Origin of the sequence: Frankia gtarii (assembly GCF_025403375.1) — a bacterium.
GTDB lineage: Bacteria > Actinomycetota > Actinomycetes > Frankiales > Frankiaceae > Frankia > Frankia gtarii.
Window position 1 is genome coordinate 1 of record NZ_JAMPTM010000143.1, and the last position, 16,989, is coordinate 16,989.

Here is a 16,989-nt window from a genome sequence, read left to right on the forward strand (position 1 = left end):
CACCCACCCTCCGCGACCGCCTGGGCCGACCTCGGCGACCTGGACGAACAGCTGGACGAACAGGCAGCCGTCGACAGGCACCCGGGCGAGACCGACTCCGGCGACGAGCACGCCGACGCCGATGCTCCCCCAGCCGGGACCGGCGAACGGCGCGGCCCGGCGGGCCGGGCCCGCGATTCTCGGCGGCTGCTGGCCATCGTCGCCGGCGCCGTCCTAGTGCTCATCGCGGCCGTGGCGATCGTCGCGTTGCGCGGCGGGGACGATGACAAGGGCGGTGACGCGCCGGCCGCGTCGGGCACGCTGCCGCCAGTTCCGGCGAACTTCCTGAGCACCGCCACGGTCGACGCCGATCCGATAACCCCCGACGAGTTCTTCCCCGAACAGTCCGTCGCGGTCGACACGCACGGTTACCAGCGACTCATGCGCAAGCTCGACGCCGGCTGCCCGAACCTCACCGGCGACCTGATCGCCCAGTTGAAGGCCGCGCACTGCCGGCAGGTGGTGCGCTCGCTGTTCCTCAGCCGTCCCCAGCAAGGCGAACGCCAGGTACTGGCGGGAGCGACCGTGTTCTCCCTGGACACCAGCGCGACGGCCGCCCAGGCCGCGCAGGTGCTCAACCAGGGCCGTGGCGGCATCGCGCCGCTGCCGATCCCGGCCGGCTCGATCCAGAACGCGCGGATCACCGGCCCGGGTGGAAACAACTCCTGGCGCGGCGCGGTCAGCCGCGGGCATTACCTCATCTACACCCAGGTCGCCTACGTCGACGGCACCTCGGGCGCGGCGACAGACCAGCCCCTGCGCAACGCCCAGACCGACCTGGCCACCCTCGCCACCGAGCCGATCGGTGACCGGGCGGTGCTCGGGCACGGCCCGCGGCACTGACCAGCCGAGGCGGCGGCGTTGTCGCCCGGACCGCCCGAGACCCGGGCATGTCTCACCCCGACGGAGTGGTGGGCACCCGCACCGCCCGGGTGACCTCGGCCCGCGCCGCCAGCTCCGCGTCCGGCGGGTAGCGGACCTCGACCAGCGTCAGCCCATGCGCGGGGGCGACCGTGACGGCCGGGTCCCGCATTCCGCGGCGTAGGACCGCCGCCGGCCACTGCGGCGGCCGACGTCCCTCACCCACCGCCAGCAGCGCCCCGACCAGCGCCCGGACCATCGAATGGCAGAAGGCATCCGCCTCGACGTCGGCGACGATCACCCCGTCGGGGCGGCGCAGCACGTCCAGGCGCAGCAAGGTGCGCACGGTCGTCGCTCCTTCCCGCCGGCGGCAGAAGGCCGCAAAGTCGTGTTCGCCGACCAGCAGCAACGCCGCCGATGCCATCGCCGGCACGTCCAGCGGCCGCGGCCAGGCGAGGGTGTCGAAACGCCGCAGCGGCTCGGCACCGAACGGTGCGTCGGTGATGCGGTAGACGTAGCGCCGGGACAGCGCCGAGAACCGGGCGTCGAACCCGGCCGGAGCGGGCGCGAGGCCGGTGACCCGGACCGACCGGTCGAGGACGCCGTTGAGCCGCCGGGCGAGCCCGCCGAGTGGCACGTCAACGGGAAGGTCGACGTGGGCCACCTGCCCGGCGGCGTGCACCCCGGAATCAGTCCGCCCGGCGACCGTGAGGCGCACGGCCTGCAGCCGGGCGACCCTGATGAGGGCGTCCTCCACGTCGCCCTGCACGGTTCGTTGACCAGGCTGGCGGGCCCAGCCGGCGAACGGCGTGCCGTCATAGGCGATGTCCAGGCGCAGCCGGACCAGGCCCGCCGCCATCACCGTCACATCCGCCCCGGCGCCGGGCACCGCATGGGGCGCACACGGACCGGATCCCACGACATCGGACATCTGCTTCTCCCCGTACGGCGGCGTGACGGTGGGGCAGGACGCGGCCGGACCTGACGACACCCCGGCTGTGGGCCGAACGCAGCGACCTGAACGGCGAAGGCCCGCCGCCCATGATGGGCGGCGGGCCTTGCGGGAGCTACTGGCGTGGCGTGGGCATCGGTGCGAATCCGTGCCTGTGACGACGCTTCGCCGCGGTCAGGACTTCGACTCGGCCGAACCGTCGTCGTCCGTTGCCTCGGCGCTGGCAGCCGGAGCCTCGGCGGCCTGGGCCGTCGTGGGCTTGTCCTCGGCGGCCGGCTTGTCCTCGGCGGACTGCGCGGCCACAGCGGCGGCGGTCGGCGACTCGCTCGCCAGGTCCTCGGCGGCCTCGGCGGTGGCACCGGTCGGCTTGCGCCGCTCGGAGAAGCGGGTGCCGCGCGCGCGCTCGGCCTCACCGACGGCCTGCTGGCCGACGGTCAGCGCTTCCACCAGCTCGATGCGGGCCAGTGGAGCGTTGTCACCCTTGCGGTTACCGAGCTTGATGATCCGGGTGTAGCCACCGTCGCGGTTGGCGTAGCGCGGACCGATCTCGGTGAACAGGGTGTGCACCACCGAGTTGTCCCGCACGTGGCGCATGACGCGGCGCCGGGCGTGCAGGTCGCCGCGCTTGGCGAAGGTCACCAGCCGCTCGGCGTACGGGCGCAGCCGCTTCGCCTTGGCCTCGGTGGTGGTGATGCCGCCGTGCTCGAACAGCGCGGTGGCGAGGTTGGCCAGCAGCAGCCGCTCATGTGCGGGGCTGCCACCGAGCCGGGCGCCCTTCGTTGGCGTGGGCATGATGAGTGCTCCTCGTTCCTTTCACTGTCCCGCCAGGCTGCCCGCCCGTAGGACGGCGGCATGCGCCACCGGAGGTCGTCGAGGGCCCCCGCGGGTGAGCGGGGGCCCTCGTGAAGGTCAGTACTGTTCGGTTTCGACGAACTCCGCGCCGTCGTCGGACGGGTCGGAGAACGACGGGTTGTAGCTGTCGGTGCCGTAGGTGTCCACGGCCTGACGCGGGTCGAACCCGGGCGGGGAGTCCTTGAGCTGCAGGCCCATCGCGCCGAGCTTCGTCTTGACCTCGTCGATCGACTTCTGCCCGAAGTTGCGGATGTCGAGCAGGTCGGCCTCGCTGCGGGACACCAGCTCGCCGATCGTGTGGATGCCCTCGCGCTTGAGGCAGTTGTAGGAGCGGACGGTCAGGTCCATCTCCTCGATCGGCAGCGCGAGGTCGGCCGCCAGCGCCGCGTCCGCGGCCGACGGGCCGATGTCCACGCCCTCCGCCTCGGCGTTGAGCTCCTGGGCCAGCCCGAACAGGCCGACCAGGGTCTTGCCGGCACTCGCCATCGCATCGCGCGGGGAGATCGACGGCTTCGTCTCAACGTCGACGATGAGCCGGTCGAAGTCGGTGCGCTGCTCGACGCGGGTTGCCTCGACCTTGTAGGTCACCTTCAGCACCGGCGAGTAGATCGAGTCGATCGGGATCCGCCCGATCTCCTGGCCGGCCTGCTTGTTCTGCGCCGCGCTGACGTACCCGCGGCCCCGCTCGACGGTCAGCTCGATCTCGAGCTTGCCCTTGTCGTTGAGGGTGGCCAGGCGCAGCTCGGGGCTGTGGACCTCGACGCCGGCCGGTGGGGCGATGTCTGCCGCCGTGACCTCGCCGGGACCCTGCTTGCGCAGGTACATCACCGTCGGCTCGTCGTTGTCGGAGCTGACGACCAGTTCCTTGAGGTTCAGGATCAGGTCGGTCACGTCCTCCTTGACGCCGGGCACGGTGGAGAACTCGTGCAGCACCCCGTCGATGCGGATGCTGGTGACCGACGCGCCGGGGATGGAGGACAGCAGGGTCCGACGCAGCGAGTTGCCGAGGGTGTAGCCGAAGCCCGGCTCCAGCGGCTCGATCACGAAACGTGACCGGAACTCGGAGATCGGGTCCTCGACGAGGGTGGGACGCTGAGCGATCAGCATGAGTACGTCCTTCCGACCACGGCGACCGCCATATGACGCCGTGTAGTGCGGGCTCCCGGGCCGGGAGCCGGCGGGTGGAACATCGGTCCGTTCCACCCGCGGACCCGGTGCATGCCCACCCAGCCGGTGAAACCACCCGGATGGTGCGCACGGCACCGGTTGTCGCTCCTCCAGTGTGCCTCGCCGCCGCACAGCGGTGACGGACACGGTGCCACCGGCCCGGTGGCGGGAGCGTAGGTCGCCCCCGGGGCGGGGCCGCCGGTGGCCGAGCCACCGCTGCACCGCCCCCGGGGGCGTCTGTCCTACTTGGAGTAGAGCTCGACGATCAGCTGCTCCTGGACCTGGGTGTCAATGACCTGCCGGGCCGGCAGGGAGTGCACCAGGATCCGCATCTGGCTCGGGATGGACTCCAGCCAGGCCGGGACGGTCCGGCCCTGGCCCGCGGTCTCCCGGGCGACGATGAACGGGGTGAGCTCCCGGGCCTTCGGTGCGATCTCGACGATGTCGTTCTCGCTGATCCGGTAGCTCGGGATGTCGACCTTGCGTCCGTTGACCTGGACGTGGCCGTGCCGGACGGCCTGGCGAGCGGCGTCACGGGACGGCGCGAAGCCGCCCCGGTAGACGACGTTGTCGAGCCGCGACTCGAGGATCTTCAGCAGCTCGTCACCGGTCTTGCCGGCCCGCCGGTTCGCCTCGTCGTAGTACCCGCGGAACTGCTTCTCCAGGATGCCGTAGATCCGCGCGCACTTCTGCTTCTCGCGCTTCTGCAGCAGGTACTCGGAGTCCTTGGTGCGGCCCCGACCGTGCTCGCCCGGCGGGTAGGGCCGGATCTCGATCGGGCACTTCGGGGTGTCGCACTTGGTGCCCTTGAGGAACAGCTTCGTCTTCTCGCGGCGGCAACGCTTGCAGTCCGCGCCGGTGTAACGGGCCATCTAGTCCTTCTCTCTCGTCTCCTGGCGCGAACTCGAACGCGACGCCACGACTCCGGCCGGGGCGCCACCCCGGCCGCGGTCGTCACGCCGCACGGTCACACCCTGCGCCGCTTCGGCGGGCGGCAACCGTTGTGGGGGGTAGGGGTGACGTCCTGGATCGCCCCGACCTCCAGGCCCGCAGCCTGCAGCGAGCGGATCGCGGTCTCCCGGCCGGAACCAGGGCCCTTCACGAACACGTCGACCTTGCGCATCCCGTGCTCCTGCGCCTTGCGGGCCGCGTTCTCGGCGGCCATCTGCGCGGCGAAGGGGGTCGACTTGCGGGAGCCCTTGAAGCCGACGTGGCCGGCAGAGGCCCAGGAGATCACGTTCCCGCTGGGGTCGGTGATCGAAACGATCGTGTTGTTGAACGTGCTCTTGATGTGAGCGTGCCCGTGGGCGACGTTCTTCTTTTCTTTGCGCCGGACCTTCTTGGCGCCGGCGGCGCGAGTCTTGGGAGGCATCTTTGCGTGTGGTCTCCGTCTGCGAGGTCGTCGATCAGTGGTCGTCCGAGGCCGGGCCGAGCGGCCCGCCGGGCGCCCTGACTACTTCTTGCCGGCCTTCTTCTTACCGGCGATGGCACGGCGCGGGCCCTTGCGGGTGCGGGCGTTGGTGTGCGTCCGCTGACCGTGGACCGGCAGGTTCCGCCGGTGCCGCAGACCCTGGTAGCAGCCGATCTCCATCTTGCGGCGGATGTCCTGCTTGATCTCCCGGTTGAGGTCACCCTCCACCCGGTAGTTCGCGTCGATCCACTCACGCAGCCGGACGATCTCGTCCTCGCTCAGGTCCCGGACACGGGTGTCCGGGTTGACGCCGGTGGCCGCGAGGGTCTCCCGGGAACGGGTGCGACCGATCCCGAAGATGTAGGTCAGGGCGATCTCAACCCGCTTCTCGCGGGGGAGGTCGACGCCGGAGAGGCGTGCCATGTACGGATGTTTCCTTCCTGCAACCGGAGGTCTCGGGCGATGCCGCCCCAACCGGCGCAGTGCCGGCCAGGCCCCGGCCTCCGACCGGGGGTGAGACGTCCCGTGCGGGACGCCTGGCATCGCTTGGGTGTGGTGTCCCCACCCGAGCCGCCGGGGCGCGTACGCGCACCCTGGCGGCGGGGAGAGGCCCACCCGCCAGTGGCCTTAGCCCTGACGCTGCTTGTGACGCAGGTTGTCGCAGATGACCATGACACGCCCGTGGCGGCGGATCACCTTGCACTTGTCACAGATCTTCTTGACGCTGGGCTTGACCTTCACGGCTGTTGCGGACCTCCTGCGCAGCCGCGGGCCGCGCGTGGCGATGAGTAGTGGTACGGGCGAGGTGGAGGAGATCGACTACTTGTAGCGGTAGACGATGCGGCCGCGAGACAGGTCGTAGGGCGAGAGCTCGACCACGACGCGGTCCTCCGGCAGGATCCGGATGTAGTGCTGACGCATCTTGCCGCTGATGTGGGCGAGAACGCGATGACCGTTCTGAAGCTCGACCCGAAACATTGCGTTCGGGAGCGGCTCCACCACACGGCCCTCGATCTCGATGGCCCCGTCCTTCTTCGGCATGTCCTCCGCTGTCCTGACGTCGACGACTGAATCGGCGGTTCGGCCGCGACCGGTCGAGCTGACCGGACAACCGTCCGGAAAGACCCAGATCAGAAGCCCAGGTCCCAGCAGGGACCACGGACTGCCAACCACACTGCCACCGACCGCAACTGCCACGTTTCAGGACTGCTATCGACGCGGTGGAGCACACCGGCGTGAGGAGACCGCCAAATGAAGAGTGTACGTGGCCCATCCGTCAAGGGCCAACACAGGCTCAGCCGATGCCGGACGGGGCGTCCGCGGGCTGTCCGCAGGCGACGCCGAGTGCGGCGAGCCGGGCCACTCCGCCGTCGGGCTCGGTCAGCACCCAGGGGCCCCGCGCGGTGATTGCCACCGAGTGTTCGGTGTGCGCGGCCAGGCTGCCGTCCTGGGTCACGACGGTCCAGTCGTCGGCGAGCACGGTCGTGTCCGGCGCACCGGTGGTGATCATAGGCTCGATCGCCAGCGCCAGCCCCTCGACCAGCCGGATGCCGCGGCCGGGGCGGCCATAGTTGAGCACGTGCGGGGGCTGGTGCATCTCGGTGCCGATGCCGTGGCCACCGTAGTGGTCGACGATGCCGTAGCCGCGCGGGCGGATGTGGCGCTCGACGGCGGCGCTGATGTCGGTGAGCTTGCCACCGAGCTGGGCGGCCGCGAGGCCCGCCCACAGCGAGGCCTCACAGGTCGCGATCAGGTCGAGGGTCTCGGGGGCCACCTCGCCGACCGGAACGGTGATCGCCGCATCCCCGTGCCATCCGTCGACGATCGCTCCACAGTCGATCGAGATGATGTCGCCTTCGCGCAGCACCCGCTTGCGCGTCGGGATCGCGTGGACGACCTCGTCGTTGACGGAGCTGCAGATCGACGCCGGGTAAGGCGGCTGGGCGTAGCCCTTGAAGGAAGGGATCCCACCGTCGGCTCGGATCGTCCTCTCCGCGAGTGCGTCGAGATCCGCAGTCGTGACGCCGGGGACGACCGCCTCGCGCAGCCGGGCCAACGTCTTGGCCACGAGCAGGCCGGCCACCCGCATCTTGGCGATCTCCGCCGCGGTCTTGATCTGGACGTGCTCTCGTCGCGCCACGCTCTCGCCTCGGTCTGTGTCCGTGTACTGGTCCGATTCCCGATGCTAACCGCCCTGCCGACACCGGCAGGGCGGACGATCGTCCGACCGCCGGCGTCCGCCTGGACGGTTCCTACCCACCGCGAGGCACCCGTTCACCGCGCGTGTGGGCCGACGCTGGGCGGCGGGCGCCTCAGTCCCCGTAGTGACGCAGCGCGTCGAGCGCCCGATCGGTGACGTTGTCCACCGGGCCGGTGGCGTCGATGCCGATCAGAATGCCCTTCTCCGCGTAGTACGCCACCAGCGGCGACGTCTGGTCCGCGTACACCTCGAGCCGGTGGCGCACGGTCCCGGCCTGGTCGTCGTCGCGCTGGAACAGGTCGCCGCCGCAACGATCGCACAGACCCTCGACCGACGGCGGGTCGAAGTCGAGATGCCAGATGTGGCCACAGTTTCGACAGGTCCGCCGACCGGAGAGCCGCCGCACCACCTCGTCGTCGTCGACGACGAGCTCCAGGACCACATCCAGACGGGTCCCCATCCCGTCGAGCATCTGCCCGAGCACCTCGGCCTGGGGGACGTTGCGGGGGAACCCGTCGAGCAGGAACCCCTTGACCGCGTCGTCCTCGGCGAGCCGGTTGCGCACCATTCCGATGGTGACCTCGTCCGGCACGAGATCACCGGCATCCATGAAGGTCTTGGCCTTGACGCCCAGTTCGGTTCCCTGTCGCACGTTCGCTCGGAAGATGTCCCCAGTCGAGATCTTGGGGATGGACCGCGCCTGGGCAATGAACGCGGCCTGCGTACCCTTTCCGGCACCGGGCGGTCCCACCAGTACGAGGCGCACTACCGGAGGAAACCTTCGTAATTGCGGAGCATGAGCTGGCTTTCGATCTGCTTCACGGTTTCCAGCCCCACCCCCACCATGATCAGAACCGAGGTTCCCGCGAAGGGGAACGGCTGGTCCTTGGTCAGGTTCAACAGTGCCAACGGAAGGACCGTGATCACTCCGAGGAACAGCGAGCCGGGGAGCGTGATCCGGTCAAGTACGTGTTTGAGGTACTCCGCCGTCGGGTTACCCGGTCTGATCCCGGGGATGAACCCACCATACTTCTTCATGTTGTCCGCGACCTCCGTTGGGTTGAAGGTGATCGCAACATAGAAGTAGGTGAAGGCGATGATGAGTGCGAAGTACGTCACCAGGTAGAGCGGATGGTCTCCACGTGAGAGATACCTCTGCTCGAAGTCCTGAAAGCCCTGGTTGCTCCAGACCTGCCCGGCGAGCTGCGGGAGCTGGAGCAGGGAGGATGCGAAGATGACGGGGATGATCCCGGCCTGGTTGACCTTGATGGGCAGGTAGGTGGAGGTGCCCCCGTACATCCGCCGACCGATCAGTCGCTTCGCGTACTGGACCGGGATCCGCCGCTGGGACTGCTCGACGAACACCACGAAGACCATGATCGCGAGTCCCAGCAGAATCACCAGACTGAACACCACGCCGCCGGCGACCTGAAGGATCCGGGTGCCCTCGGAGGGAAGCCGCGCCGCGATCGAAGTGAAGATCAGCAAGGACATGCCGTTGCCGACGCCGCGGGCCGTGATCAGCTCACCCATCCACATGATGACCGAGGTGCCGGCGGTCATCGTGATGACGATGGTCGCGACCCGGAACAGGCTCGTGTCCGGAATGATGGCGGCCGAGCAGCTCGGGAAGAGCCGTCCACTGCGGGCCAGAGCCACGATGCCGGTCGCCTGCAGGACGCCGAGCGCGATCGTCAGGTAGCGGGTGTACTGGGTGAGCTTCTGCTCGCCCGAGCTGCCTTCCTTCTTCAGCTGCTCGAGCCGCGGGATCACCACGACGAGCAGCTGGATGATGATGCTCGAGGTGATGTAGGGCATGATGCCGAGCGCGAAGATGGACAGCTGGAGCAGGGCGCCACCGCTGAACAGGTTGATCAACGAGTAGACGTTGCTGCTGTCGGCACTCGCGCTGTTGAGGCAGGTGTTGACCGCGCGGGTCGAGACCCCGGGCGAGGGCATGACGCTGCCGAACCGGAACAGCACCACGATCCCGACGGTGAACAGCAGCTTCTTGCGCAGGTCAGGAGTGCGGAATGCCCGCGTGAAGGCGGTGAGCACGGCTCCTCCTGCTGGGATTGCGGACCGACGGGGAGTGGACATCCTGCCCTGTGCGGAGCGCCTACGGCGGCCGGCGGCCGACGTTGGTTAGGCGACTGTAACAGGACACCCGGTCCACTCGTCCGGACATCACGCCCAGTAAGCAGCGGTGGCCGGGAAGAACCAGCTGGTGCCAGTGCGCGCCGGCTGCCGCGCGGGGTGCCCGGACAAGCAGGGCGAGGGGCGGCCCTGGGGCCGCCCCTCGCCCGGGGTCTCAACTCTGCGTGACGCTCCCGCCGGCAGCCGCGATCTTCTCCCGCGCGGATGCCGAGAATGCGTCGGCGCTGACGTGCAGCGCGATGTCGATGTCACCGTTGCCCAGCACCTTCACCGGCAACTTGGCGCGCACGGCCCCCTTGGCCACGAGGTCGGCCTTGGTGACTTCGCCGCCCTCGGGGAACAGCTCGACCAGCGCGGACACGTTCACCACCTGGTACTCCACCCGGGCCGGGTTACTGAAGCCCTTGAGCTTGGGCAGCCGCATGTGCAGGGGCATCTGGCCACCCTCGAAACGGGCGGGCACCTGCTTGCGGGCCTTGGAGCCCTTGGTCCCCCGGCCGGCCGTCTTCCCCTTGGAGCCCTCGCCGCGACCGACGCGGATCCGGCTGCGGTGGGCACCGGGCGCCGGGCGCAGGTGATGCACCTTCAGGCCACGGCCACGCTCGGTCTGCGCCGAGCCGGTCTGGCCCTTGTCGGTCGTGTCCTCGGTCTTGGTCAGTTCGGCCATGGCTAGGAGTCCACCTCCTCGACCCGGACAAGATGGGTCACAGTCCTGATCATCCCGAGAACCTCGGGACGGTCCTCACGGACGGTCGTGGCGTTGATCTTCCGCAGGCCGAGGGTCCGCAGCGTGGCCCGCTGGTTGTGGGTGCCGCCGATCCCGGAACGGATCTGCGTGATGCGCAGCTTGGCCATCACACACCGGCCCCGGCCGCGCGGGCGCGCAGCATGGCCGGTGGGGCGACGTCCTCGAGCGGCAGGCCACGCCGGGCCGCGATCTCCTCGGGCCGCATGAGGCCGCGAAGGGCGGCCACGGTTGCGTGCACGATGTTGATCGGGTTCGACGAGCCGAGCGACTTCGACAGTACGTCGTGCACCCCGGCGCACTCCAGCACGGCGCGCACCGGGCCGCCGGCGATCACACCGGTACCGGGTGAGGCCGGCTTGAGCAGGACGACGCCCGCCGCCCGCTCGCCCTGCACCGGGTGCGGGATCGTCGAGCCGATCCGGGGCACCTTGAAGAAGTGCTTCTTGGCCTCCTCGACGCCCTTGGCGATGGCGGCGGGGACTTCCTTGGCCTTGCCGTAGCCGACGCCGACGGTGCCGTCGGCGTCACCGACCACGACGAGAGCCGTGAAGCTGAAGCGACGACCACCCTTGACGACCTTCGCGACGCGGTTGATCGCGACGACCCGCTCGACATAGGCGTTCTTTTCCTGAGCCGGGCCGCCGCCCGACCGGTCCCGGCGTTCCCGACGGTCCGAGCCGCCGGATCCGCCGCCGCGGCGCTGCTGGCCTGGCATCTACAACATCTCCCTGATCAGGCTGTACTGGATGGCTTGGGGCTGAGCGGTCATCAGAAGTCCAACCCGCTCTGGCGCGCCGCATCCGCGAGCGCGGCGATCCGGCCGGCGTAGGTCCGGCCGCCGCGGTCGAACACGACCGCGGCGATCCCGGCTGCCTTCGCCCGCTGGGCGACCAGTTCGCCGACCTTGCGGGCCTGGTCCGACTTGTCGCCGTCGCCACCGCGCAGGGTGACGTCCAGGGTGGACGCCGAGACGAGCGTGTGGCCCGCGACGTCGTCGATGACCTGGGCGTAGATGTGCCGCGAGGACCGGGTGACGACGAGCCGGGGACGGGACTGGGTGCCCGCCACCTTCTTGCGCACGCGGACATGCCGGCGGAGCTTCGCGGTCCGCCGGCGCGCGCTGGCGCCAAGGCTCACTGCCATGATCTATCTCCTACTTCCCGGTCTTCCCGACCTTGCGGCGGACGACCTCGCCCTGGTAGCGAACGCCCTTGCCCTTGTACGGGTCAGGCTTACGCAATCCGCGGATCTTCGCGGAGACCTCGCCGACCAGCTGCTTGTCGATCCCATGGACCACGAAGCGGGTCGGGGTCTGCACCTCGAAGCGGATGCCCTCGGGGGCCTTGACCGGGACGGGGTGGCTGTAGCCGAGCGCAAACTCCAGGTCGGAGCCCTTGGCCTGAACGCGGTAACCGACGCCGACGATCTCCAGGGTCTTGGAGTACCCGGCGGTGACGCCGGTGACCATGTTGGAGACCAGGCTGCGGGTCAGGCCGTGCAGCGAGCGGGACCGACGTTCGTCGTCCGGGCGGGTCACAACGAGCTGACCCTCCTCCCGGTTGACCCCGATCGGCTCGACCACGACGTGGCTCAGGGTGCCCTTGGGCCCCTTGACAGTAACGGTCGTCCCCTCGACGGTGATGTCGACACCGCTGGGGACGGGAATGGGCAGGCGCCCGATCCGTGACATCGCTCGGCTTCCTTACCAGACGTAGGCGAGGACTTCCCCGCCCACGCCCCGCTTGCCCGCCTGCTTGTCGGTCAGCAGCCCCGACGAGGTGGAGATGATCGCGACACCCAGTCCCCCAAGCACCTTGGGGAGGTTCGTCGCCTTGGCGTAGACCCGCAGGCCCGGCTTGCTGATGCGCTTGATTCCGGCAATCGAACGCTCGCGGTTCGGGCCGTACTTCAGATCGATGACCAGAGAGTGGCCGACGCCGCCAGCCGAGGTCGCGTCCTCGACGTGCCAGCTGGAGATGTAGCCCTCCTGCTGGAGGATCTCCGCAACATGGGTCTTGATCTTGCTGTGAGGCATCACCACTTGGTCGTGGTAAGCCCGGCTGGCGTTGCGGACACGCGTGAGCATGTCCGCAATCGGGTCGGTCATCGTCATTGACTTGACGCCTTTCTCACGGCGGTTCCCGTCGGCGCCGGGGCAGAGGCCCAGGCGGCCATGGTCCAGGCCTGCCGCGATCGGGGGGAGGTGCGGGGGTGGTGCGGTCTACCAGGAGCTCTTGGTGATGCCGGGCAGCTCGCCGCGGTGCGCCATCTGCCGCAGGCAGATCCGGCAGAGTCCGAACACCCGGTACACCGAGCGGGACCGGCCGCAGCGCTGGCAGCGGGTGTAACCGCGCACCGCGTACTTCGGCTTGCGGTTCGACTTCTCGATCAGTGCCTTCTTGGCCATCTGTCTAGTTCTCCCGGAAGGGGAAGCCCAGCGCCCGCAGGAGCGCCCGGCCCTCGTCGTCGGTGGTCGCGGTGGTGACGACCGTGATGTCCATGCCCCGAACCCGGTCGATCCGGTCGATGTCGATCTCATGGAAGATCGACTGCTCAATAACGCCGAAGGTGTAGTTGCCCGAACCGTCGAACTGCTTCGGGGACAGCCCGCGGAAGTCGCGGATGCGCGGCAGCGCGATGGAGACCAGGCGGTCGAGGAACTCCCACATCCGGTCGCCGCGCAGAGTCACCTTCGCGCCGATCGGCATCCCCTCACGCAGCTTGAACTGGGCGATGGACTTCTTCGCCCGCCGCACGGCCGGCTTCTGGCCAGTGATCGCGGCCAGGTCGCGCACGGCGCCGTCGATGAGCTTCGCGTCCCGGGCGGCTTCTCCGACGCCCATGTTGACGACGACCTTCACGACACCGGGGATCTGCATGACGTTGCTGTAGGAGAACTCCTCCCGCAGCCCCGGGGCAATCTCGTCGCGGTACCGCTGCTTGAGCCGTGGGACCGGGCGAGCACCGGTGGTCCGGTCTTCGGTGGTCACAGTCATTTGATCTCGATTCCCAACTGCTCGACTGCTCGCTCGGCCTACAGCTCGGCGCCGGTGCGCCGGGAGATGCGGACCTTGGTGCCGTCCTCGTTGATGCGGTACCCGATCCTGGTGGGCCGTCCGTCCGACGGGTCGACGATCATCACGTTACTCACGTGGATCGGCGCCTCCTGGGTGACGATCCCACCGGACTGCGAGCCACGCGCGCTCTGCTCGGCGCGGGTGTGCCGCGTGATCCGGTTCGCGCCCTCGACGAGGACCTTGTTCAGCTCGGGGTAGGCCCGGATGACCTTCCCCTTGAGACCACGGTCCTTGCCAGTGATGATCTGGACCGTGTCACCCTTCTTGATCTTCAAAGTGGCCACGGTCACAGCACCTCCGGCGCCAGCGAGATGATCTTCATGAACTTCTTGTCACGCAGCTCCCGGCCGACCGGCCCGAAGATGCGAGTGCCCCGGGGTTCGCCACCGTCCCGGATGAGCACCGCCGCGTTCTCGTCGAAACGGATGTAGGAGCCGTCCGGTCGCCGACGCTCCTTGGTGGTGCGCACCACGACCGCCTTGACCACGTCGCCGCGCTTCACGCCGGCGCCGGGCAGGGCGTCCTTGACCGTGCCGACGATGATGTCGCCGATCCCCGCGTAACGACGCCCAGAGCCGCCAAGCACCCGGATGCAGAGAATTTCCCGCGCTCCGGTGTTGTCGGCGACCCGAAGTCGCGACTCCTGCTGAATCACTTTCCGCTCCTGATCACCCGGTACTACTGATCAACCGGTACTGCATCGGACCCGGTCACCCGGGCGCCAGGGCTGGCTCGCCCCCGAGGGCTGCCTCGCCCCGAAATTATTTGGCCTTCTCCAGAACCTGGACGACTCGCCACCGCTTGGTGGCCGACAGCGGCCGGGTCTCCATCAGCAGCACGCGGTCACCGACACCGGTGGTGCCGTGCTCGTCGTGCGCCTTGACCTTCTTCGTCCGGCGGATCGTCTTGCCGTACAGCGGGTGCTGCACACGGTCCTCGACCGCGACCACGACGGTCTTGGTCATCTTGTCGCTGACCACGAGGCCCTCTCGGACCTTGCGGAAGCCGCGGTCGGTGTCCGCCGCGCCGGTGTTCTGTGAAGCCTCCTGGGAGGCCGTCTCGTCTGCCACTGCCCTCACGCCCGTTCCGACTGCGTCGCGTCATCGTCCGCCGCGCCGGCGACCAGCGCCGGATCACCGGTGATACCCAGCTCCCGTTCGCGCATCACCGTGTAGATCCGGGCGATGTCACGCCGCACGGCCCGCAGCCGCCGGTTGTTGGACAGCTGCCCGGTCGCCGCCTGGAACCGGAGGTTGAACAGCTCCTCCTTGCCCTCGCGGAGCTTGTCGACGAGCTCGTCGCCAGACAGGCTCCGCAGCTCGTCCGCGGTAGCGACAGCCATCACGCACCACCTTCACGAACCACGAAACGGCACTTCATCGGCAGCTTGTGGATCGCGCGCCGCATCGCCTCCTTGGCCACGGGCTCCGCGACTCCGGACAGCTCGAACAACACCCGGCCCGGCTTGACGTTCGCGACCCACCACTCGGGCGAGCCCTTACCGGAACCCATCCGGGTCTCGGCGGGCTTCTTGGTCAGCGGTCGGTCCGGATAGATGTTGATCCAGACCTTGCCACCACGACGAATGTGGCGGGTCATCGCGATACGCGCCGACTCGATCTGCCGGTTCGTCACGTACGCCGACTCCAGGGCCTGGATCCCGTACTCACCGAACGTGACTCGGGTTCCGCCCTTGGCCGCACCGGTCCGCCTGGGGTGGTGCTGCTTGCGGTGCGCGACCTTCCGGGGAATCAGCATGATCTATTCCTCCGCCTTCTCCGGAGTGCCCGTCGTCGCGGCGGCGGCCGGCGTGGCGGCCGACTCGGTCGCGGCGGTGGCGGGCGCGGTCGGCTTGGCCGCCGGGGCCTCCGACGGCGCGGCCTCGGGCGCGGTGTTCTCGGGTGCGGTGCTCTCAGGCGCGGTCGTCTCAGACGCGGCCTCGGTTGCCGGCCCGGTCTCGGGTGCCGGCGCGGCCTCGGGTGCCGGCGCGTTCCCGCCACGACCCCGGCGCTCGCTGCGCGCCGCGGCGCGACCGGCGTCCGTACCGCCCTGGGTGGTGCCGGACGAGCCGGAACGCGGCCCGCGGCGCGGGCGGTCCCGACGGGTCTGCCGCTGCAGGGCCTCCTGCGCCTCGCGCTCGGCCCGGCTCTGGACGATGTCGCCCTTGTAGATCCAGACCTTCACGCCGATGCGGCCGAAGTTCGTCCGAGCCTCGTAGAAGCCGTAGTCGATATCCGCGCGCAGCGTGTGCAGCGGAACTCGACCCTCGCGGTAGAACTCCGAACGGCTCATCTCGGCGCCGCCCAGGCGACCCGAGCACTGCACCCGGATGCCCTTCGCGCCGCCCTTCATCGCGGTCTGCATCGCCTTGCGCATGGCGCGGCGGAAGCTGACCCGGCTGGAGAGCTGCTCAGCCACGCCCTGGGCGACGAGCTGCGCGTCGACCTCGGGGTTCTTGACCTCGAGGATGTTCAGCTGCACCTGCTTGCCGGTGAGCTTCTCCAGGTCGCCGCGGATGCGGTCCGCCTCGGCGCCACGGCGACCGATGACGATGCCCGGGCGGGCGGTGTGGATGTCCACCCGCAGCCGTCCCTGGGTCCGCTCGATGTCGACCCGGCTGATACCGGCCCGCTCCATGCCCCGCGACATCATCTTGCGGATCTTCACGTCCTCGCCGACGTACGCCTTGTACTGCTTGTCGGCGTACCAGCGGGACGTGAATTCCGAAGTGATGCCAAGCCGGAACCCGTGCGGGTTGACCTTCTGCCCCACTACCGGGCCCTCCTTGTCGTCTTCGCGCCCCGGCCGGTCGTGGAGACCGGCTCCCGGCTCTCCACCACGACGGTGATGTGGCTGGTGCGCTTGCGGATTCGGTAGGCCCGGCCCTGAGCGCGGGGTCGGATGCGCTTGAGCGTCGGCCCCTCGTCCACGTAGACCTCGCCGACCCACAGGGTGTCAGGGTCGAGGCGGTGGTTGTTCTCGGCGTTCGCCGCCGCGCTGGCGACGACCTTGTACACGTCCTCGCTCGCCGCCTGCGCGGCGAACCGGAGGATGTCCAGCGCCTCGCTGACCGAGCGGCCGCGCACCAGGTCGACGACCCGGCGGGCCTTCATCGGCGAGACCCGCACGTAGCGGGCCGACGCCTTGGCGCCCGGCAGGCCGGCTCGGGTCAGGCCCTCGACAAGATCGTCAGCCACGACGCGACCTCCGGTCCTCCTTGACGTGGCCGCGGAACGTCCTGGTCGGGGCGAACTCGCCGAGCTTGTGCCCGACCATGCCCTCGGTGATGAAGACCGGGACGTGCTTGCGGCCATCGTGCACGGCGATCGTGTGCCCCAGCATGTCGGGGATCACTGTGGAGCGCCGCGACCAGGTCTTGATGACGTGCTTGGTGCCCTTCGAGTTCTGCACGTCCACCTTCTTGAGCAGGTGGTCGTCGACGAACGGGCCCTTCTTCAGACTGCGTGGCATGGTTGTGTCTCCTCCTTCCTGCTCAGATCCGGTGGGTACGGGAGGTACGGGGGG

The 16,989-nt window shown here is 69.3% G+C and carries 27 protein-coding genes and 1 pseudogene; 1 reads left to right on the forward strand and 27 read right to left on the reverse strand.

Annotated features, from left to right (window positions below; all coding sequences use genetic code 11):
* Positions 1-882, forward strand: a pseudogene (locus NBZ83_RS19560) (hypothetical protein); the annotation flags it as partial.
* Positions 883-934: 52 nt separating this feature from the next.
* Here NBZ83_RS19560 and truA read toward each other — a convergent pair.
* The 27 genes from truA to rpsS all read right to left on the reverse strand — a co-directional run bounded on the left by truA (position 935) and on the right by rpsS (position 16,935).
* Positions 935-1,759, reverse strand: coding sequence for a tRNA pseudouridine(38-40) synthase TruA (gene truA / locus NBZ83_RS19565; protein WP_261567300.1), 825 nt, complete (start codon positions 1,757-1,759; stop codon positions 935-937).
* 267 nt (positions 1,760-2,026) lie between these two features.
* Complete coding sequence (gene rplQ / locus NBZ83_RS19570; RefSeq protein WP_261567270.1) at positions 2,027-2,644, reverse strand: 50S ribosomal protein L17; 618 nt, start codon at positions 2,642-2,644, stop codon at positions 2,027-2,029.
* 117 nt (positions 2,645-2,761) lie between these two features.
* Positions 2,762-3,811 (reverse strand): DNA-directed RNA polymerase subunit alpha, encoded by a 1,050-nt coding sequence (locus tag NBZ83_RS19575; RefSeq protein WP_251745498.1) that lies wholly within the window; start codon positions 3,809-3,811, stop codon positions 2,762-2,764.
* Between the two features lie 302 nt (positions 3,812-4,113).
* Positions 4,114-4,743 carry a 30S ribosomal protein S4 gene (gene rpsD, locus NBZ83_RS19580; RefSeq protein ID WP_136446634.1) on the reverse strand — a complete coding sequence of 210 codons (630 nt, stop codon included), beginning with the start codon at positions 4,741-4,743 and terminating at the stop codon, positions 4,114-4,116.
* 95 nt (positions 4,744-4,838) lie between these two features.
* Positions 4,839-5,243, reverse strand: coding sequence for a 30S ribosomal protein S11 (gene rpsK / locus NBZ83_RS19585; protein ID WP_011435061.1), 405 nt, complete (start codon positions 5,241-5,243; stop codon positions 4,839-4,841).
* Positions 5,244-5,324: 81 nt separating this feature from the next.
* Positions 5,325-5,705 carry a 30S ribosomal protein S13 gene (gene rpsM, locus NBZ83_RS19590; RefSeq protein WP_009740504.1) on the reverse strand — a complete coding sequence of 127 codons (381 nt, stop codon included), beginning with the start codon at positions 5,703-5,705 and terminating at the stop codon, positions 5,325-5,327.
* 204 nt (positions 5,706-5,909) lie between these two features.
* Entirely contained in the window at positions 5,910-6,023 is a 114-nt protein-coding gene (gene rpmJ / locus NBZ83_RS19595) for a 50S ribosomal protein L36 (protein ID WP_003956441.1), read from the reverse strand.
* Positions 6,024-6,101: 78 nt separating this feature from the next.
* Positions 6,102-6,323, reverse strand: coding sequence for a translation initiation factor IF-1 (gene infA, locus NBZ83_RS19600; RefSeq protein WP_006541558.1), 222 nt, complete (start codon positions 6,321-6,323; stop codon positions 6,102-6,104).
* Between the two features lie 253 nt (positions 6,324-6,576).
* Positions 6,577-7,422 (reverse strand): type I methionyl aminopeptidase, encoded by an 846-nt coding sequence (gene map / locus NBZ83_RS19605; protein ID WP_261567271.1) that lies wholly within the window; start codon positions 7,420-7,422, stop codon positions 6,577-6,579.
* 172 nt (positions 7,423-7,594) lie between these two features.
* The gene (locus tag NBZ83_RS19610; protein WP_261567272.1) at positions 7,595-8,248 is read right to left on the reverse strand and encodes an adenylate kinase; all 654 of its coding nucleotides are present in this window, start codon (positions 8,246-8,248) and stop codon (positions 7,595-7,597) included.
* Positions 8,248-9,540, reverse strand: a complete 1,293-nt coding sequence (gene secY, locus NBZ83_RS19615) for a preprotein translocase subunit SecY (protein ID WP_261567273.1) — start codon at positions 9,538-9,540, stop codon at positions 8,248-8,250. Before secY ends, NBZ83_RS19610 begins: the two co-directional genes overlap by 1 nt.
* A 253-nt stretch (positions 9,541-9,793) precedes the next feature.
* Entirely contained in the window at positions 9,794-10,306 is a 513-nt protein-coding gene (gene rplO, locus NBZ83_RS19620; protein ID WP_261567274.1) for a 50S ribosomal protein L15, read from the reverse strand.
* Positions 10,307-10,308: 2 nt separating this feature from the next.
* Complete coding sequence (rpmD, locus tag NBZ83_RS19625; RefSeq protein ID WP_261553493.1) at positions 10,309-10,494, reverse strand: 50S ribosomal protein L30; 186 nt, start codon at positions 10,492-10,494, stop codon at positions 10,309-10,311.
* Positions 10,494-11,102, reverse strand: a complete 609-nt coding sequence (gene rpsE, locus NBZ83_RS19630; RefSeq protein ID WP_136446641.1) for a 30S ribosomal protein S5 — start codon at positions 11,100-11,102, stop codon at positions 10,494-10,496. The genes rpmD and rpsE overlap by 1 nt, the downstream gene beginning before the upstream one ends.
* 53 nt (positions 11,103-11,155) lie before the next feature.
* Positions 11,156-11,530, reverse strand: coding sequence for a 50S ribosomal protein L18 (gene rplR / locus NBZ83_RS19635; RefSeq protein ID WP_261567275.1), 375 nt, complete (start codon positions 11,528-11,530; stop codon positions 11,156-11,158).
* 10 nt (positions 11,531-11,540) lie between these two features.
* A complete protein-coding gene (rplF, locus tag NBZ83_RS19640) occupies positions 11,541-12,077 on the reverse strand; it encodes a 50S ribosomal protein L6 (RefSeq protein ID WP_261553494.1) in 537 nt (178 codons plus the stop codon).
* 12 nt (positions 12,078-12,089) lie between these two features.
* Positions 12,090-12,500, reverse strand: a complete 411-nt coding sequence (gene rpsH / locus NBZ83_RS19645; protein WP_163551338.1) for a 30S ribosomal protein S8 — start codon at positions 12,498-12,500, stop codon at positions 12,090-12,092.
* Positions 12,501-12,608: 108 nt separating this feature from the next.
* Positions 12,609-12,794: a type Z 30S ribosomal protein S14 gene (locus tag NBZ83_RS19650; protein WP_136446645.1), complete on the reverse strand. Its 186-nt coding sequence runs from the start codon at positions 12,792-12,794 to the stop codon at positions 12,609-12,611.
* 4 nt (positions 12,795-12,798) lie between these two features.
* Positions 12,799-13,383 carry a 50S ribosomal protein L5 gene (gene rplE, locus NBZ83_RS19655; RefSeq protein WP_261567276.1) on the reverse strand — a complete coding sequence of 195 codons (585 nt, stop codon included), beginning with the start codon at positions 13,381-13,383 and terminating at the stop codon, positions 12,799-12,801.
* 38 nt (positions 13,384-13,421) lie between these two features.
* Positions 13,422-13,748, reverse strand: coding sequence for a 50S ribosomal protein L24 (rplX, locus tag NBZ83_RS19660; protein WP_261567277.1), 327 nt, complete (start codon positions 13,746-13,748; stop codon positions 13,422-13,424).
* Between the two features lie 2 nt (positions 13,749-13,750).
* Complete coding sequence (rplN, locus tag NBZ83_RS19665; RefSeq protein WP_136446648.1) at positions 13,751-14,119, reverse strand: 50S ribosomal protein L14; 369 nt, start codon at positions 14,117-14,119, stop codon at positions 13,751-13,753.
* Between the two features lie 106 nt (positions 14,120-14,225).
* Complete coding sequence (gene rpsQ, locus NBZ83_RS19670) at positions 14,226-14,534, reverse strand: 30S ribosomal protein S17 (RefSeq protein WP_207634232.1); 309 nt, start codon at positions 14,532-14,534, stop codon at positions 14,226-14,228.
* A 5-nt stretch (positions 14,535-14,539) separates the two neighbouring features.
* Positions 14,540-14,806: a 50S ribosomal protein L29 gene (rpmC, locus tag NBZ83_RS19675; RefSeq protein ID WP_207634233.1), complete on the reverse strand. Its 267-nt coding sequence runs from the start codon at positions 14,804-14,806 to the stop codon at positions 14,540-14,542.
* Positions 14,806-15,222, reverse strand: coding sequence for a 50S ribosomal protein L16 (gene rplP, locus NBZ83_RS19680; RefSeq protein WP_261567278.1), 417 nt, complete (start codon positions 15,220-15,222; stop codon positions 14,806-14,808). The genes rpmC and rplP overlap by 1 nt, the downstream gene beginning before the upstream one ends.
* A gap of 3 nt (positions 15,223-15,225) precedes the next feature.
* Complete coding sequence (gene rpsC, locus NBZ83_RS19685; protein WP_261575557.1) at positions 15,226-16,236, reverse strand: 30S ribosomal protein S3; 1,011 nt, start codon at positions 16,234-16,236, stop codon at positions 15,226-15,228.
* Entirely contained in the window at positions 16,236-16,661 is a 426-nt protein-coding gene (rplV, locus tag NBZ83_RS19690) for a 50S ribosomal protein L22 (RefSeq protein ID WP_261567280.1), read from the reverse strand. Before rplV ends, rpsC begins: the two co-directional genes overlap by 1 nt.
* Positions 16,654-16,935: a 30S ribosomal protein S19 gene (gene rpsS / locus NBZ83_RS19695; protein WP_009740524.1), complete on the reverse strand. Its 282-nt coding sequence runs from the start codon at positions 16,933-16,935 to the stop codon at positions 16,654-16,656. The genes rplV and rpsS overlap by 8 nt, the downstream gene beginning before the upstream one ends.
* Positions 16,936-16,989 lie beyond the last annotated feature (54 nt).

Bases quoted from the DNA above. Each gene is read 5' to 3' on its own strand.
- truA (WP_261567300.1), bottom strand. From the start codon at position 1,759: ATGGCGGCGGGCCTGGTCCGGCTGCGCCTGGACATCGCCTATGACGGC.
- rplQ (WP_261567270.1), bottom strand. From the start codon at position 2,644: ATGCCCACGCCAACGAAGGGCGCCCGGCTCGGTGGCAGCCCCGCACAT.
- NBZ83_RS19575 (WP_251745498.1), bottom strand. From the start codon at position 3,811: ATGCTGATCGCTCAGCGTCCCACCCTCGTCGAGGACCCGATCTCCGAG.
- rpsD (WP_136446634.1), bottom strand. From the start codon at position 4,743: ATGGCCCGTTACACCGGCGCGGACTGCAAGCGTTGCCGCCGCGAGAAG.
- rpsK (WP_011435061.1), bottom strand. From the start codon at position 5,243: ATGCCTCCCAAGACTCGCGCCGCCGGCGCCAAGAAGGTCCGGCGCAAA.
- rpsM (WP_009740504.1), bottom strand. From the start codon at position 5,705: ATGGCACGCCTCTCCGGCGTCGACCTCCCCCGCGAGAAGCGGGTTGAG.
- infA (WP_006541558.1), bottom strand. From the start codon at position 6,323: ATGCCGAAGAAGGACGGGGCCATCGAGATCGAGGGCCGTGTGGTGGAG.
- rplO (WP_261567274.1), bottom strand. From the start codon at position 10,306: ATGGCCGAACTGACCAAGACCGAGGACACGACCGACAAGGGCCAGACC.
- rpmD (WP_261553493.1), bottom strand. From the start codon at position 10,494: ATGGCCAAGCTGCGCATCACGCAGATCCGTTCCGGGATCGGCGGCACC.
- rpsE (WP_136446641.1), bottom strand. From the start codon at position 11,102: ATGCCAGGCCAGCAGCGCCGCGGCGGCGGATCCGGCGGCTCGGACCGT.
- rplR (WP_261567275.1), bottom strand. From the start codon at position 11,530: ATGGCAGTGAGCCTTGGCGCCAGCGCGCGCCGGCGGACCGCGAAGCTC.
- rplF (WP_261553494.1), bottom strand. From the start codon at position 12,077: ATGTCACGGATCGGGCGCCTGCCCATTCCCGTCCCCAGCGGTGTCGAC.
- rpsH (WP_163551338.1), bottom strand. From the start codon at position 12,500: ATGACGATGACCGACCCGATTGCGGACATGCTCACGCGTGTCCGCAAC.
- NBZ83_RS19650 (WP_136446645.1), bottom strand. From the start codon at position 12,794: ATGGCCAAGAAGGCACTGATCGAGAAGTCGAACCGCAAGCCGAAGTAC.
- rplE (WP_261567276.1), bottom strand. From the start codon at position 13,383: ATGACTGTGACCACCGAAGACCGGACCACCGGTGCTCGCCCGGTCCCA.
- rpmC (WP_207634233.1), bottom strand. From the start codon at position 14,806: ATGGCTGTCGCTACCGCGGACGAGCTGCGGAGCCTGTCTGGCGACGAG.
- rplP (WP_261567278.1), bottom strand. From the start codon at position 15,222: ATGCTGATTCCCCGGAAGGTCGCGCACCGCAAGCAGCACCACCCCAGG.
- rpsS (WP_009740524.1), bottom strand. From the start codon at position 16,935: ATGCCACGCAGTCTGAAGAAGGGCCCGTTCGTCGACGACCACCTGCTC.